Genomic DNA, 15,671 nt, shown 5'->3' on the forward strand with positions numbered 1-15,671 from the left:
GTGGCCATTCTGCGCGCCGACCTACGTGGCTCGCGGCCGTTCGGGCATCGGAGCGGGATTCGGCGCGGGTTCAGCGCGCGTGCGCGAGTTGCCGATTGCGATGTCCGACGACCCGGCACACCAGGTAGATGCTGAACGAGATCGCGGTGACGAAGGTCGAGACCGGAACACCGGGCGCCAGCGACAGCAGCAGCCCGCCGACCGCGGCGACCTCGGCGAAGATCACCGACAGCACGGTTGCCCGCATCGGGCTCGACGTCACCTGCGCGGCCGCGGCGGCGGGCGTGATCAGCAAGGCGAGCACCAGCAGCGCGCCGACGATCTGCACGCCGAACGCGGCGGTGATGCCGAGCAGGACCGCGAACACCACCGACAGCGCGCGCACCGGCACCCCGCGCGCGATCGCGACCTCGGGATCGGAGCTGGCGAACAACAGCGGCCGATACACCACGGCCAGCACGGCGAGCACGCCCGCGGTACAGGTGACCAGCAGCGCGAGCCCGTCGTAGCCGACTCCGGCGACCTGCCCGGTGAGCAGCGAGAACTTCGACCCGGCCCGCTCCGGCGCGAGCCACAGGAACAGCACCGACAACCCGAGCCCGAACGACAGCACCACCGCGATCACCGAATCGCGTTCGCGCGCACGAGAACCCAGCCACCCGAACAGCACGGCCGCGACCACCGAACCGGCGATCGCCCCGAATCCGACCCCGACTCCGACGAGCAGCGCCGCCGACGCACCGGTCAGCGAGAGCTCGCTGGTTCCGTGCACGGCGAACGACATCTGCCTGGCGACGATCAGTGGTCCGATCAAGCCCGCCAGCAACCCGAGCAGGGCACTGGCCAGCAGCGCCTGCTGCACGAAGTCGTAACCCATCAGGTTCGCGGTGGTGCCGAAGTCGAACATCTGCTGGAACACCTTGGTGAGCTTGTCCATCAGGCGGTACCGCCCAGGGCGTCCATATCGTCACCGGTTCCGACGACCACCAGGCGGCCGCGCACCCGCAGTACCTCGACCTCGGTGCCGTAGAGCTCCGACAGTGTCCGCGAGGTCATCACCTCATCCGGGGTGCCGATTCGGAAGCCACCGTCCACCAGGTACAGCACCCGGTCCACCAGCGGCAGGATCGGGTTGATCTCGTGGGTCACGAACAGTACCGCGGTGTCGTGTTCGCGGCGGCGCTTGTCGACCAGTTCGGCGACCAGCCGTTGGTTCGCCATGTCCAGGCTCAGCAGCGGTTCGTCGCACAGCAGGACCGACGGATCGCCGACCAGGGCCTGCGCGACCCGCAAGCGCTGCTGCTCACCACCGGACATCGTCTCCAGCGACGCGTGCGCGAACGACCCGGCGCCCACCGCGGCGATGGCCCGCTCGACCTTCTCGGCCCGGCTGCGACGACCACGCCAGCCGAGCCCCCACCGGTGTCCGTCCACACCGAGGCCGACCAGGTCGACGCCGCGCAGCTGCACGCCCGCGTCGATGGTCTTCTGCTGAGGGATGTAGCCGATGCCCGGATTGCCGACTCCGGCCCGTCGGCCCGCGATCTCCGCGCTGCCCGCGCTCAGGTCAAGGGTGCCGAGCAGAGCGCGCAGCAGCGAGGTCTTGCCCGAGCCGTTGGGTCCGAGTACGGCGATGAACTCACCCGGCCGCACGTCGAGGTCGAGGTCACGCCAGAGGGTGCGGTCGCCGAAGGCCATCCTCGCCCCGCGCAGCCGGATCGCCGCGTCGGCGGTCTCGATGTCCGGTGCGGCGGTGGTTTCCGACAGTGCGGTTGCCTCGGTCATGGGGGTCCTCAGCGCAGGGCCGCGGCGAGCGCCTTGGCGTTGGCGGTCTGCCACTGGATGTAATCCATTCCGGCGGGCAGGGTTTCGGTGACCTCGACAACGGCGATGCCCGCGGACTGCGCGGTGGCCCGCAGGTCCTGGGTGATCTTGCCCTCGGTCTGGGTGTTGTAGATCAGCGCCTTGACCTGCTTGGCGGTGATCAGGTCGCGGGTGGCGGCGACGGCGGCCGGAGCCGGATCGGTCTCCTGCTCGATCGCTTCCTGGAACTCGTGCGGGGTCTTGTCCTGCGCGGTCGCGGCCGTCAGCAGGTAGTGCGCGAGCGGCTCGGACTGGGCGACCGGCGCGTTCGGCGTCTGGGTGGCGATGGTGCCGGTGATGGTGCTGACGCCGATCAGCTGATTCTTGAAAGCGACCGCGCGCTCGGTGTAGGCGTCCGCGTGCGCGGCGTCGACCTGGCCGAGCTCGGCCGCGATCCGGTCGGCGACGGCGGCGACGGTGCTCACGTCGTACCAGACGTGCTCGTTGTCGTCGCTCTTGTCCGCGCGCTGCTCGAACGCCTCGACGGTCCGCTTGTCCTTGCCCGAGATGGCCTTCTCGATGAACTCGTCGTAGTGCCCACCGTTGAACACGACGAGATCCGCGTCGCTGATCTCGGCGGTGTCGGTGGCCGAGGTCTCGAACGAATGCGGATCGGCGGCTGGATCGCTGATGATCGAGGTCACCTGGGCGTCCGGCCCGGCGACGGCAGACGCCACCGAACCCCACACATTGGTGGAGGCGACGATCTGGGGGGTATCGGAATCGCTGGAGCTGGTACCGCAGGCGCTGAGGACGACCACGGCCGCCACCCCCGCCGTGAGACCGGCAAACAAGCGGGCGAATCGAGGGTTCACGCGGCACTCCTGGCGAGCAAGCTCTAGATCGTAATGGAAATCGTTACCGTTTTAGATTAGCAGCTACGAATACCCAGTACGAACCGCATCGAAAAGCCGGGCTCGAAATTCGAACCCGGCTTTGTCGAGCGTTGTCAGACCAGGGCGTTGACCGGCTGGCTGAGCAGTTGGGCGCAGCGGAGCAAACCCAGGTGGCTGTACGCCTGGGGGTGGTTACCGAGGGAACGCTCGGCGACCGGGTCGTATTCCTCGCTGAGCAGGCCGGTGGGGCCCGCGGCGGCGACGAGCTGGGCGAACAGCGCCTCCGCGTCGGAGCGCCTGCCGATCAGCAGGTACGCCTCCACCAGCCAGGCGGCACACAGGTGGAAGCCACCTTCGCCGCCGGGCAGCCCGTCGTCGTGGTGGTACCGATACACCGTGGCGCCGCTGCGCAGTTCGGCCTCGGTGGCCACCACCGTCGCGGCGAAGCGCGGGTCGGCGGGGTCGATCAGGCCACTCAAGCCGATGTGCAGGGTGGCCGCGTCCAGATCGGTGCCATCGTAGGCGGCGGTGTAGGACTGGACCTCGTCGTTCCAGCCCTTCGCCTTCACCTCGTCGGCGATCGTGTCGCGCAAGCTCACCCAGTCGGGATCGGGGGTGCGATCGAAACGGTCGGCCAGGGTCAGGGCGCGGTCGATGGTGAGCCAGCCCATCACCTTCGAGTACACGTGGTGGCGCGGATTCCCGCGGATCTCCCAGATGCCGTGGTCGGGTTCGGTCCAGCGGCGCTGCACCGCCGACACCATCGCGTGCACCAGTTCCCAGTCGGCGTCCGGCAGTGCCTTGGCCGGGGCGGTGATGCCCTGACGCTCGCGCTCGTGCGCCATCGAGGTGATCAGGTCGACGATCGGTCCGAACACGTCGAGCTGCACCTGCATATTGGCCGCGTTGCCCACTCGTACCGGCCGCGACCCGGCGTAACCGGGCAGCAGGTCGATCACGGCCTCGGGCGGCAGGGTCTCGCCGTAGATCGTGTACAGCGGGTGCAGGCGCTCCGGCCCAGGCAGGGTGTCGAGCACCTTGTGGACCCAGCCGAGGAACTCCTCGGCCTCGGTCAGCGAGCCGAGGGTCACCAGTGCCTGCGCGGTCAGCGACGCGTCACGCAGCCAGCAGTAGCGGTAGTCCCAGTTGCGCACGCCGCCGATGTCCTCGGGCAGCGAGGTGGTGGCCGCGGCGAGGATCGACCCCGACGGGCGATGGACCAGTCCGCGCAGTGTCAGCGCCGAACGCTTCATCAGATCCGGCTTGAGCGGCGGCAGGTGCAATTCGGCTGCCCACTGCGACCAGTACTGTTCGGCGAGCTGGCGGCGCTGCGGCTCCGGCGTCATCGAGGGTGTGAGATCCGCTGTTCCGCACCGCAATTCGAGCACGACCGGCCCGAGTGACGGGTCGACTACCGCGCGCGCCTGCTCGTTGGTGCCGTCGGACAGGATCTCCCACTCCACGCCCGGGGAGCGAAGTACCATCGGATCATTGGTGCCGCTGACCTGAATTCCGTTGCGCACAGCCTGCATTCGCACCGGAACCTGGCCGAACTCCGGCTGCGGCGCGAAGATGACCACGGCCTTCGCGGTGCCGGTGATCACCCTGGTCAGATCGGTGCGATCGGGAGCGACATCGTGCGGCAGGTAGTCGGCCACTTGCAAACTGGCCCACCGTGTTTCGACCGTCATCGTGCCGTCGACATACCGCTGCGACAGCGGCAGGCTCGTCCGCTCCGGCGCCACCGTGAAGTGTCCGGCCGCCGCGCCGCCGAGCAGGTGCGCGAACACCGCCGCCGAATCCGGCTCGGGGTGGCAGAGCCAGGTCACCGTCGCGTCGGGGGTGAGCAGCGCGACCGAGCGCGGGCTGGCCAGCATGCTCAGCCGCTCGATCCGGGGGGCGCTCGCGCCTGCCAGCCAGGTGCGCCGCTCCTCGACGAGGAACGCCAGCGCGCGGGCCACGTCCTCGGTGGAGTCCACGTGCAGTTTGGCGATGCTCTCGCCCTCGCCGACCTTGATGCCGACGTCGGGTCCCGAGAGCACCCGGAACGCCTTCTCGTCGGTCACGTCGTCGCCGAAGAACACTGCGGCGGAGGCGCTTTCCTGATGGCGGATGGTGTCGAGCGCGGTGCCCTTGTCGGTGGGGATCACCGCGAGCTCGATCACCGCCTTGCCCTCGGTCACCTGCACGCCCACCCAGCAGGCCGGGCCTTGACGCGCGGAAGTGAGTGCGCGCCTGGCGATTTCGGGGCTGGCGTTGCGCACGTGCAGCGCGGCGCTGGCCGGCTTCATCTCGACGGTCACGCCCGGGTTCTCGGCGGCGATCTTCGAGAACGCGGAATTGATCTCTGTCAGTAGCTGTTTGGCGTCGTTGTCGATCGCGTGCACGAAGCCGACGTCGAACTCCGAGCCGTGACTACCGATCAGCTGCACCTCGACCGGCAGGCGCGACAGCGCTGCCAGATCTCGTAGCGCTCTACCGGAAATCACCGCCGCAGTAGTGTTCGCCAACCCCGCCAGCGCGCGTAGCGCGCTCACCGATTCCCGCTGGGGAAACGCTTTCGACGGGTCGGACACGATCGGGGCGATGGTCCCGTCGTAGTCCGAGGCAACCAAGAGCCGTGGCACGCGCGCAACCGACGCCAGTGCACGGCGGACATCCAAGGGCAGTTCCTGTGCGCTCACGCATCCAACCTAGTGATGGGAGGAGTTGATCAGGGGGCGCGAAAAACAATACTGCGTCAATTTTGCCGCGCGAGCGGCGCGGCGGGTTGTGCGCACGACCCCCGGTCGTTTGCTCGCGACCTTACGGCAAATTTCGCACCGGCGGCCCACCGCCTGCTGCGGGATTCGTCGAGCTCACCGGGCATGTGAAGCCTCGGTGAGGCACGCGGGCCCGGTAGATGCGCTGTTTCGCATATGCGACGTCGGCTATGCATCTTCCTACTGGAAGTCGCACAGCCGACGGGTGTCAACAGCGATGGGCGATTTGTGATGTTGCGGTAGTGAGCTTTGCCGGGTTGCTGGGCTATCCGCGATCGCCCAGCAACAGGTCGACGGTGAGCTCGAGTCGTTCCGTGACATCGGTGGCGGACGCGCGCCGGGTGAGCCACGCCACCAGGTTCGACAGCCACACATCGGAGATGACGCGGGCGATGGCGAGCTGGCGGTCGTCGGGTTCGCCGTCGCTCATCGCGCGGGCGAAGACCCGGTCCATCACCTTGCCGACCCGATCCACTTCCGCGGCGGCCGAGGCGTCGGCGAACATGAACGCCCGCGTCATCGCCTCGGTGAGTAGTGGGTCGCGCTGCATCATCCGGGTGATCTGGGTGAGTAGGACGTGCATGCGCTCGGACGGGCCGTCGCCGTCGGGTAGTGGCTTGCGCTTGCCCTCGAACATCTCGAATTCCCTGGCCAGCGCCGAAACGAGCAGGTGAACCTTGGAGGGGAAGTAGCGGTACAGCGTGCCGACGGCCACGTCGGCACGCTCGGCGACCGCGCGCATCTGCACAGCGTCGTAGCCGCCCTTGGAAGCGAGCGCGAGGGTCGCGTCGAGGATGCGCTTGCGCCGGTCGCGCTGTGCGCTGGAGCTGAGCTCGTCCTCGGACAGCGTGGTCACGGTGGGCGTTGGTGCGGGACTGTCCATCGTGGAAACCCTTTCGCTTCAGTGGCAATTCATCGGCCGAGCCGTGCCCGGAGCTTAGTGCGAGTGTAGGTCTCTTGACTTATACCCGGCTTAGATATTAGAACATGTTCTAGAAGTGCGAACCACGCCGGAAGGGCGGATCTTCTTGTGACCATCGCCACCACTGACGAGCACAAAGCCGTCGCGGCATCGCTGCGAGGCTGGGCGAGCACGGTCGCGCCGATTGAAACAATGCGAACCGGCGGCTCGACCGCCTGGCGCGGGTACTGGACCGGGCTGAGCGAGTTCGGGCTGTTCGAGGTCGCGCTGCCCGAGGACAATGGCGGTCTCGGCGGCACGGTCGCCGACCTCGCGGTCATGCTCGAGCAGACCGGCGACGATCTGGTCGGCGGTCCGGTGCTGGCCACCGCGCTGGCCGGGCTGATCACCGAGGGCGCGTTCGCCGACGGCACACCGTGCGCGGTCGCGGTGCCCGGCGACGAGCAGTCCGCGAAGGCGGTCGCCACCGATGCGGGCTGGAGTGTCTCCGGCACTTGGGATTTCGTCTACGGCGCCGATGAGCTGACCCGAGTTCTCGTGCCCGCCGACACCATCGACGGCACCCGCTGGCTGCTGCTGCCCGCCGAGGCGCTGACGGTGACGTCGCTGGCGCACGGCGACCACACCGTGCCGCTGGCGCGGGTCAGCGCCGCTGAGGTGATCGTCCCGGCCGATCACGGCTTCGCGCCGACGGCCGATGTCACCGATCTGTTCGTAGCGCTCGCGGTGGCGGAACTGGCGGGCATCGCCGGGTGGACTCTGCGTACCGCGGTCGAATATGCCCGTGTCCGTGAACAATTCGGCAAGCCGATCGGCAGCTTCCAGGCGATCAAGCACCTGTGCGCCTGGATGCTGTGCCGCACCGAGCTGATCCGCGCGGTCGCCGCCGACGCCGCCGCCGCGATCGACGAGGGCGGCGACGAGCTTGCGATCGCCGCCGCCGTGGCCGCCTCGGTGGCCCTCGACGCCGCCGTCGACAACGCCAAGGACGCCATCCAGGTGCTCGGCGGCATCGGCTTCACCTGGGAACACGACGCGCACTTCTACCTGCGCCGGGCGAGCTCGCTGCGTCAGCTCCTCGGCGGTTCGGCGCGCTGGCGCGCCCGGGTCGCCGAGCTCACCAGGGCTGGTCGGCGCCGCACCACCGGCGCCGAACGGGTGCTCGGTGACGCCGCCGTCGACACCGCGCTGGCGGACGAGGTCGCCGCGATCGTCGCCCTCGAGCCCGCTGACCAGGCCCGCGCGCTGGTGGAAGCGGGCATGGTGATGCCGCATTGGCCGCGGCCCTACGGCCGTGCCGCCGATCCGATGACCTGCCTCCAGATCGCCGAACAGTTACGTCGCGCCGAGCTGACGACCCCCGACCTCGCCGTCGCGGGCTGGGCGGTGCCGACGCTGTTGCGCTTCGGCACCGAGGAGCAGATCGAACGCTACGTCTGGCCGACCCTGCACGGTGAGGTCATCTGGTGTCAGCTGTTCAGCGAGCCCGGCGCGGGTTCCGATCTCGCCGCCCTGCGCACCACTGCCGAGAAGGTCGACGGCGGCTGGGTGCTGCGCGGGCAGAAGGTGTGGACCTCGCTCGGCTCCACCGCGAACTGGGGCATCTGCCTGGCCCGCACCGATCCGGCCGCGGCCAAGCATCGCGGCATCAGCTACTTCCTCGTCGATATGCGCGCCGCGGGCGTGCAGGTGCGCCCGCTGGTGCAGATCACCGGCGAGGAGAAGTTCAGCGAGGTCTTCCTCGATGACGTGTTCGTGCCCGACGACTGCTTGGTCGGCGCGCTGAACAACGGCTGGAAGATCGCGCGCACCACGCTGTCGGCCGAACGGGTCGCCATGGGCGGCGGCGGTATCGGTGGCGCGCTCGAAGCCCTGCTCGACCGGTTTCCGGTCGGCGGATGGGGAACGGAACTGCGTGAGGACCGTTTCGGCGCACTGATCACGTCTTCGGTTGCTGGATCATTGCTGGAACAGCGGATCGCGGTAGCGACGATGGCGGGCGTCGACGCGGGCGCCCAAGCCGGCGTCCGCAAGCTGGTGGGTGTCCGGCATCGGCAGGAGCTGGCGGAATACGCGCTGGAACTTGTCGGCCAAGAAGGTTCCCTGGACAGTGATGCTCTGAAAGAATTCCTGCTTACGCGGTGTCTCTCGATTGCGGGCGGTACCGAGCAGATCCTGTTGACCGTGGCCGCCGAACGGATTCTCGGCCTGCCGCGCGATGCGGACAGTTAGCTCGATGAGGGAGGACGCCGTGGATTTCACCCGCGACGAAAGCGCCGACGCCGTAGCCGAGGTAGTGGTAAGCCTGCTCGAACGTGAGCCGGCCAGGGACATGGCCCTGTGGCCGAGCCTGGTCGACTCCGGTCTGCTGGCCGTGCCGGTGCCGGAACGGTTCGGCGGCGACGGTATGGGACTGCTCGAGGTATCGGCCCTGCTCATGGAGCTGGCCACCGATGCCGCGGCGGTCCCGGCACTGCCGACCTTCGGGTTCGGGGTGCTGCCGCTGCTCGGTGTGCTGTCGGACGAACTGGCCGAGCGGGTGCTCGCCGAGGTCGGCAAGGGCACCGTGCTCACCGCCGCGCTCAACGAACCGGGCGCGCCGTTCACCACCGCGCCGACCACCAAGGCCGTGCGCGCGGGCGACACGGTGCGGATCACCGGCCGCAAGTCCGGCGTGATCTACGCCGAGCAGGCACGGTGGATTCTGGTGCCCACCGATGCCGGTGTGGCACTGGTCGATTCGGTCGCGCCCGGGCTCGAGATCATCCCGGTGGCGGGCTCGGCGGGCATCCCGGAGGCGACGCTGGTCCTCGACGACGTCGAGATCCCGGCCGACCAGCTGCTGCCCGACGCGCTGCCCGTCCTGCACCGCCACGCGCTGGCCTGTATCGGCGCGGTCGCCGACGGCCTGTTGAAGGGCGCGCTCACGCTCACCGCCGAGCATGTGCGCACCAGGGAACAGTTCGGCAGGCCGCTGGCCGAATTCCAGGCCGTGGCGCAGCAGATCGCGGACCTGTACGTCGTCTCGCGCACGCTGCACGTGGCCGCGGAGTCGGCGTGCTGGGCGCTGGCGCAGGCGGACTCCTCGCCTCAGCACCGGTACCGCATCGACGAGGACCTCGACGTGCTCGCCTACTGGGCCGCGGCCGAAGTTCCGCGCGCCATGCAGAAATGTCACCACCTGCACGGTGGACTGGGTGTGGATATCACCCACCCGATGCACCGCTACTACTCGCAGGCCAAAGACCTCGCCCGGCTCCTCGGCGGTGCGGGTCTGCGGCTCGACCTTCTGGGAGCAAGATGTTCATCGATCTGACCGCCGAACAGCGGCGGTTGCGCGAAGAATTGCGTTCCTATTTCGCCGATCTCATCAGCCCGGCCGAGGCCGAGGCGATGGCGGTGGACCGGCACGGCGACACCTACCGTGAGGTGGTGCGCCGGATGGGCCGCGACGGCTGGCTCGGTGTCGGCTGGCCCAAGGAGTTCGGCGGCCAGGGCTTCGGCCCGATGGAACAGCAGATCTTCTTCAACGAGGCTGTCCGCGCCGATGTCCCGCTGCCGCTGGTCACCCTGCTGACCGTGGGACCGACCTTGCAGAAGTACGGCACCGACGCGCAGAAGAAGAAGTTCCTGCCCGGAATCCTGTCCGGCGACATCCATTTCGCCATCGGCTACTCCGAGCCGTCGGCGGGCACCGACCTCGCCGCGCTGCGCACCACCGCGGTTCGCGACGGCGACGGGGACTGGATCGTCAACGGGCAGAAGATCTTCACCACCGGCGCCCACGAGGCCGACTACGTCTGGACGGCGTGCCGCACCGGCACGGTCGAGTCCCGCCACCGCGGCATCACGATCCTCATCGTCGATACCAAGGACCCCGGCTACTCCTGGACGCCGATCATCACCTGCGACGGCGCCCACCACACCAACGCCACCTACTTCGACGACGTGCGGGTGCCCGCGGACATGCTGGTCGGCGAGGAGAACCGCGGCTGGCGGCTGATCACCACCCAGCTCAACCACGAGCGTGTCAGCCTCGGCCCGTCGGGCAAGATCGAACAGCTCTACGACCGCCTGCGCGACTGGTCGGCCCAGCACGGGTTGCTCGGCGAGCCCGAGGTTCGTCGCGCGCTCGGCCGGGTGCGAACCATGGTGCGGCTCAACGAATTGCTGAACTGGCAGGTCGCGGCGGCCGACACCGCGGCGGCACAGAACGCGGTGATCGCCGATGCCTCGGCCACCAAGATCTTCTCCACCGAGTCGCTGCAGGAAGCGGGCCGCGTGGTCGAGGAGATCATCGGCCGCTACGGCGACCCGGCCGAGCCCGGCACCGCCGAATTGCTCGGCTGGCTGGATCGGCGCACCAAACAGAACCTCGTCGTCACCTTCGGCGGCGGCGTGAACGAGATCATGCGCGAACTGGTCGCCACGGCCGGCCTCGACCTCCCGCGCGTACCCCGATGAACAAGGAGCGGCGCGTGCCGGAATCGGTCACCGCAGAAGAACTCGCAGAGGGCGCGGCGAAGATCGTCGCGGCGGGGGAGTCGGCGCCGCGCGCCGGTCGTGATCCGGTGAACCAGCCGATGATCCACAACTGGGTCGAGGCACTCGGCGACGCCAACCCGATCTACGTCGACGACGAAGCCGCCAGGGCAGCGGGCCATCCCGGCATCGTCGCGCCGCCCGCGATGGCCCAGGTGTGGACCATGCAGGGTCTGCACGGTGTCCGTGCCGCCGACGACCCGATGAACCTCGCCAACGAGCTGTTCGACGCGGCGGGCTACACCTCGGTCGTCGCCACCAACTGCGAGCAGACCTACCACCGTTACGTGCGGCCCGGCGAACAGGTGCAGGTCACCAGCAAGCTGGCCGAAGTCAAGGGCCCCAAGCGAACCGGGCTGGGCGACGGCTGGTTCCTCACCTACGCCACCACCTGGTCGGTCGGCGACGAGGTGGTCACCGAAATGCTGTTCCGGCTGCTGAAGTTCGCACCCGGCACCGCGGCCGCGCAGCCCGCGACGGACGGGATCGAGACCGCGCCCGAGGGCCGGGTCGGTCCGGTGATCTCGCGTGACACCGAATTCTTCTGGGCCGGTACCGAAATCGGCGAGCTGCGGATCCAGCGCCTGCCCGACGGTTCGCTGCGGCACCCGCCGATTCCCGCCCTCTGGCAGGACAAGGCGGAGCCCACCGACTACGTCGTGGCGGCGGGCACCGGCACCGTGTTCAGCTTTGTCGTGCACCACGCGCCGAAGGTGCCCGGTCGCGACCTGCCCTTCGTCGTGGCCCTGGTGGAACTCGACGAAGGCGTGCGCGTGCTCGGCGAACTGCGGGGCATCGACCCGGCCGAGGTCGCCATCGACGTGCCCGTCCGCGTCGCCTTCGAAAAGCTCGCCGACGGAACCGTGCTGCCGTACTGGCAGGCCGTGTGATGACCGCAAAGGACGCCTCGATGACCCCCACGGTCGAACTCGCCACCCTCGCGGTGGGAACTGTGCTGCCGGAGTTGGCGATTCACGCCGATCCCACCTTCGTGATCAGCACCGCCCTGGCCACCAGGGACTTCCAGGATGTGCACCACGACCGCGACAAGGCGGTCGAGCGCGGGTCGAGCGACATCTTCGTCAACATTCTCACCGACACCGGTCTGGTGCAGCGCTTCGTCACCGACTGGGCCGGTCCGCGTGCGCTGGTCAAGCGCATCGCGCTTCGTCTCGGCGTGCCGCTGTACGCCGGTGACACCCTGACCCTTTCCGGCACGGTCACCGAGATCGACGGCACCCAGGTCACCATCGACGTGCACGGCAAAGACAGCCTCGGCGAGCACATCACCGCCACGGCCGTTATCGCCCTTCCCGATCTGGAGCCGAAATGAGCACCACCTCAGCCGAATCCGCCGACCGCGCCGGTCTTTCCGGCCGAGCCGCCATCGTCGGCATCGGTGCCACCGACTTCTCCAAGGACTCCGGTCGCAGCGAATTGCGGTTGGCCGCGGAGGCTGTCAGCGCGGCGCTGGCCGACGCCGGTCTCACCCCCGCCGACGTCGACGGCCTCACCACCTTCACCATGGACACCAACACCCAGGCCGCGGTGGCCAGGGCGGTCGGCATTCCGAGCCTGAAGTTCTTCAGCCACATCGGATACGGCGGCGGCGCGGCCTGCGCGACCGTGCAGCAGGCCGCGATGGCCGTGGCCACCGGGGTCGCCGATGTGGTGGTGGCCTATCGCGCGTTCAACGAGCGGTCCGGCGCCCGATTCGGTCAGTTCTCGCCCGCGCTGGCCGCCGCGCCCACGTCCTCGGGGATCGACGCGGGCTGGGCCTACCCGCAGGGTCTCGGCACGCCCGCCGCGCAGGTCGCGATGGTGGCCCGCCGGTACATGCACGTCACCGGCGCGACCAGTGCCGATTTCGGCGCGGTGGCGGTCGCCGACCGCAAGCACGCCGCGGTGAACCCCAACGCCTTCTTCTACGGCAAGCCGATCACCCTGGAACAGCACCAGGATTCGCGCTGGATCGCCGAACCGCTGCACCTGCTCGACTGCTGCCAGGAGTCCGATGGCGGCGTCGCCATCGTGGTCACCAGCGTCGAACGCGCCCGCGACCTCCCGCAGCGCCCCGCGATCATCGCGGCCGCCGCACAGGGCAGCGGCGCCGATCAGTACGTGATGACCAGCTACTACCGCGACGCCATGACCGGCCTGCCGGAAATGGGTCTCGTCGGCGACCAGCTGTGGGCACAGAGCGGCCTGACCGCCGCCGACATGCAGGCCGCGATCCTCTACGACCACTTCACCCCGTTCGTCCTCATGCAGCTCGAGGAACTGGGCTTCTGCCCCCGTGGCGAAGCCAAGAACTTCATCGCCGACGGCGCCATCGAGCTCGGCGGCCGCCTTCCGCTCAACACCCATGGCGGCCAGCTCGGTGAGGCCTATATCCACGGGATGAACGGCATCGCCGAAGCGGTGCGCCAGATCCGCGGCACCTCGGTCAACCAGGTCGACGCCCTGGAACGCATCCTGGTCACCGCGGGCACCGGCGTCCCCACCTCCGGACTCGTCCTGACGTCGTAGCTTCGGCTCTCGTACGCTCGACCGGGTGACTCCCCGCCACCTGGTCGACGTGCACATCCTGCTGATCCGCGGTGACGAGGTCCTGCTGAGCCTGCGCCGCAGCGGTGACGCGTTCGATCACCGCTGGCACCTGCCGTCGGGAAAGCTCGAAGCCGACGAGTCGGTGGCGGCGGCAGCGGTCCGTGAGGCCGCGGAGGAGGTCGGGGTCGACATCGATCCCACCGCCCTGCGGCTCTTTCACGTCGCCCACGTCACCGCCCCCGGTCGCGACTCCCGCCTCGGACTGTTCTTCCGCGTCGAAACTTGGCGCGGTGAGCCTTTCAATCGGGAGCCCGATAAATGCTATGCATTGCGATGGTTTCCGCTGAACGAGTTGCCCGCCGACCTGATCGAGTATTCCGCGCTCGGATTGACCGCGCTGAATTCGGCCGCCACCTATTCCGAATTCGGCTGGCGGGACTGACCGCTCGTCAGGGAATCGGTCAGCGGGCGGGCGAGCTGGTCGACGGTGCCCGCCGATCCTGCCCGCAGTCCCGCGAACCGATCGAACACGAGCCCTTCCAGCAGTGCGAGGAAGTCGTGGGCCGATTCGCGGGGATCGGCGGCACCGAGGGCGCCGAACAGGTCTGTTGCGCGGTCCAGCGAGAACAGGCTGCCTGCCAGACGGGCGTGTAGTTCCGGGTCGGACATGACCTCGATGATCAGGGCGTGCCGGGCGATCAGCTCGTTACGGCGAGCTGCGAGTAGGTGATCGAGCCAGGCCGCGATGTCGTGCGCGACCTGCACGGGATCCATCGGCCGACCGACTGATTCTTCGCGCGCGACCTCTTCCGGGTGGGTCGCTGATTCGTACTGTGCGGCAACGAAATCCGCGCGTGAGCGAGTGGTGATCCCGTCGGCGACCGCCTCGATCAGGGCTCGTCGCGTGCGGAAGTAGTACGAGGTCGAACCCGGGGGCAGGGCCAGCTGGGTGTCCAGCGCGCGGTGGGTGAGCGCGCGGATTCCCCGGGTCGCGATGAGTTCGATGGCCCCCGCCACGATCTGTGCCCGCCGGTCTGTGGACATCGTCACCTCTCCTGGCCGTCGACGACGCCCGTCCTCTACAACTGTAGAGGACTGAGGAGGCTCGCATGAAACCCGACACCGTGGTGCTCGACCCCACACAGCAAGCGGCCCTACACGCGCTCGAATCACTGCTCGATCCGGTCGACGGGCACCTAGCGCACGGTGGGCACCCCACTCGACGCACCGGCCCGTTCGGCATCCCGCTCCCGCGCCTCGCTGAAAGGGGCGATCGGCGGGCCGATCGCGCCGGCATCTACCTGCACGGCCGACCTGGTCGTGGCAAGACCATGGTGATGGACCGGTTCTTCGGCGCGGTCGAGACACAGCACAAGCGCCGCTTCCACTTCCACACCTTCTTCGCCGCCCTCCACGCGGCCACGCACGCCCTTGGCTCGATCGAACGTGCCATCGACGAACTCCTCGGCGACGCCGACCTGGTCTGCTTCGACGAATTCCACGTCACCGACATCGGCGACGCCATGCTCATCGCCCGCATGCTCGAAGCCCTCTTCGCCGACCACCGCACCCTCGTGGTCACCTCGAACTACCGGCCCCAGGATCTCCTGCCCAACCCGCTGTTCCATGACGCATTCGTGCCCACCATCGAGTTGATCCTGGCCAACCTCGACACGGTCGTTGTCGATGGACCACTCGACTACCGCACCCGCACGCCACACCGCGACACCGGCTTCCTCGCGGGTCGCTACGTGCTCACGGTGGGTGCCGGACCCCTGATGGGTGCCGGCCCCGTCGACGTGCCCCTCGGCAACGGCCGAACCATCCGTGCCCACGCCGCCACCGACGCCATCACCCTCGACTTCCGCGACATCTGCGCCGCCCCCACCAGCGCCGCCGACTACCTCCGCCTCACCGAGCGCTACCGCCACTGGACCCTGCGCGAGGTCCCGCCACTGCGCGAGGTCCCGCCGGACTGGTCGATGCGCCTGGTGAATCTCGTCGATGTCCTCTACGACGCCGATCTCCCGTTCACCGTCCACGCCCCGCAGCGCCCACACGACCTGACCGCGGGGGTCCCCGCGATTCCCGATCTCGCTCGCACCGCCAGCCGTCTCGGTGAGTTGCCATTAACTGGCGTGTCGGACGTTCGCACTGCGTAGCAAGCCCTTGATCACGGGGGGACAATGAGAGGGG

The 15,671-nt window shown here is 68.7% G+C and carries 14 protein-coding genes; 8 read left to right on the forward strand and 6 right to left on the reverse strand.

Annotated features, from left to right (window positions below):
• Positions 1 to 70: 70 nt before the first annotated feature.
• The 5 genes from ACFVJ5_RS12025 to kstR all read right to left on the reverse strand — a co-directional run bounded on the left by ACFVJ5_RS12025 (position 71) and on the right by kstR (position 6,344).
• Entirely contained in the window at positions 71 to 937 is an 867-nt protein-coding gene (locus ACFVJ5_RS12025; RefSeq protein ID WP_379220012.1) for a metal ABC transporter permease, read from the reverse strand.
• Positions 937 to 1,785 carry a metal ABC transporter ATP-binding protein gene (locus ACFVJ5_RS12030; protein ID WP_379220013.1) on the reverse strand — a complete coding sequence of 283 codons (849 nt, stop codon included), beginning with the start codon at positions 1,783 to 1,785 and terminating at the stop codon, positions 937 to 939. The genes ACFVJ5_RS12025 and ACFVJ5_RS12030 overlap by 1 nt, the downstream gene beginning before the upstream one ends.
• A gap of 8 nt (positions 1,786 to 1,793) precedes the next feature.
• Positions 1,794 to 2,678: a metal ABC transporter solute-binding protein, Zn/Mn family gene (locus ACFVJ5_RS12035; RefSeq protein ID WP_379220014.1), complete on the reverse strand. Its 885-nt coding sequence runs from the start codon at positions 2,676 to 2,678 to the stop codon at positions 1,794 to 1,796.
• A 134-nt stretch (positions 2,679 to 2,812) separates the two neighbouring features.
• Entirely contained in the window at positions 2,813 to 5,383 is a 2,571-nt protein-coding gene (otsB, locus tag ACFVJ5_RS12040; protein WP_379220015.1) for a trehalose-phosphatase, read from the reverse strand.
• A gap of 343 nt (positions 5,384 to 5,726) precedes the next feature.
• Positions 5,727 to 6,344, reverse strand: a complete 618-nt coding sequence (gene kstR, locus ACFVJ5_RS12045; protein ID WP_379220016.1) for a cholesterol catabolism transcriptional regulator KstR — start codon at positions 6,342 to 6,344, stop codon at positions 5,727 to 5,729.
• Between the two features lie 147 nt (positions 6,345 to 6,491).
• Between kstR and ACFVJ5_RS12050 the strand changes: the two genes are divergently transcribed.
• From ACFVJ5_RS12050 to ACFVJ5_RS12080, 7 genes are read left to right on the forward strand one after another with little or no spacing between them, the layout of a single operon-like run.
• Positions 6,492 to 8,615 (forward strand): acyl-CoA dehydrogenase family protein, encoded by a 2,124-nt coding sequence (locus tag ACFVJ5_RS12050; protein WP_379220017.1) that lies wholly within the window; start codon positions 6,492 to 6,494, stop codon positions 8,613 to 8,615.
• Between the two features lie 4 nt (positions 8,616 to 8,619).
• Positions 8,620 to 9,699: an acyl-CoA dehydrogenase family protein gene (locus tag ACFVJ5_RS12055; protein ID WP_379220018.1), complete on the forward strand. Its 1,080-nt coding sequence runs from the start codon at positions 8,620 to 8,622 to the stop codon at positions 9,697 to 9,699.
• The gene (locus ACFVJ5_RS12060) at positions 9,684 to 10,847 is read left to right on the forward strand and encodes an acyl-CoA dehydrogenase family protein (protein WP_379220019.1); all 1,164 of its coding nucleotides are present in this window, start codon (positions 9,684 to 9,686) and stop codon (positions 10,845 to 10,847) included. The genes ACFVJ5_RS12055 and ACFVJ5_RS12060 overlap by 16 nt, the downstream gene beginning before the upstream one ends.
• Positions 10,844 to 11,815 (forward strand): bifunctional MaoC family dehydratase N-terminal/OB-fold nucleic acid binding domain-containing protein, encoded by a 972-nt coding sequence (locus ACFVJ5_RS12065; RefSeq protein ID WP_379220020.1) that lies wholly within the window; start codon positions 10,844 to 10,846, stop codon positions 11,813 to 11,815. The genes ACFVJ5_RS12060 and ACFVJ5_RS12065 overlap by 4 nt, the downstream gene beginning before the upstream one ends.
• A 20-nt stretch (positions 11,816 to 11,835) precedes the next feature.
• Complete coding sequence (locus ACFVJ5_RS12070; protein WP_056819362.1) at positions 11,836 to 12,258, forward strand: MaoC family dehydratase; 423 nt, start codon at positions 11,836 to 11,838, stop codon at positions 12,256 to 12,258.
• Positions 12,255 to 13,454: a lipid-transfer protein gene (locus ACFVJ5_RS12075; protein WP_379220021.1), complete on the forward strand. Its 1,200-nt coding sequence runs from the start codon at positions 12,255 to 12,257 to the stop codon at positions 13,452 to 13,454. Before ACFVJ5_RS12070 ends, ACFVJ5_RS12075 begins: the two co-directional genes overlap by 4 nt.
• 25 nt (positions 13,455 to 13,479) lie before the next feature.
• Positions 13,480 to 13,917, forward strand: a complete 438-nt coding sequence (locus ACFVJ5_RS12080) for an NUDIX domain-containing protein (protein WP_379220022.1) — start codon at positions 13,480 to 13,482, stop codon at positions 13,915 to 13,917.
• Here the strand turns inward: ACFVJ5_RS12080 and ACFVJ5_RS12085 are convergent.
• Positions 13,890 to 14,519: a TetR/AcrR family transcriptional regulator gene (locus ACFVJ5_RS12085; RefSeq protein WP_379220023.1), complete on the reverse strand. Its 630-nt coding sequence runs from the start codon at positions 14,517 to 14,519 to the stop codon at positions 13,890 to 13,892. The two genes, ACFVJ5_RS12080 and ACFVJ5_RS12085, sit on opposite strands and share 28 nt — an antisense overlap.
• Positions 14,520 to 14,584: 65 nt before the next feature.
• Between ACFVJ5_RS12085 and zapE the strand changes: the two genes are divergently transcribed.
• Positions 14,585 to 15,637 carry a cell division protein ZapE gene (gene zapE / locus ACFVJ5_RS12090; RefSeq protein ID WP_379220024.1) on the forward strand — a complete coding sequence of 351 codons (1,053 nt, stop codon included), beginning with the start codon at positions 14,585 to 14,587 and terminating at the stop codon, positions 15,635 to 15,637.
• Positions 15,638 to 15,671: the final 34 nt, after the last annotated feature.

The sequence above is a fragment of the Nocardia sp. NPDC127606 genome, assembly GCF_042671725.1.
GTDB lineage: Bacteria > Actinomycetota > Actinomycetes > Mycobacteriales > Mycobacteriaceae > Nocardia.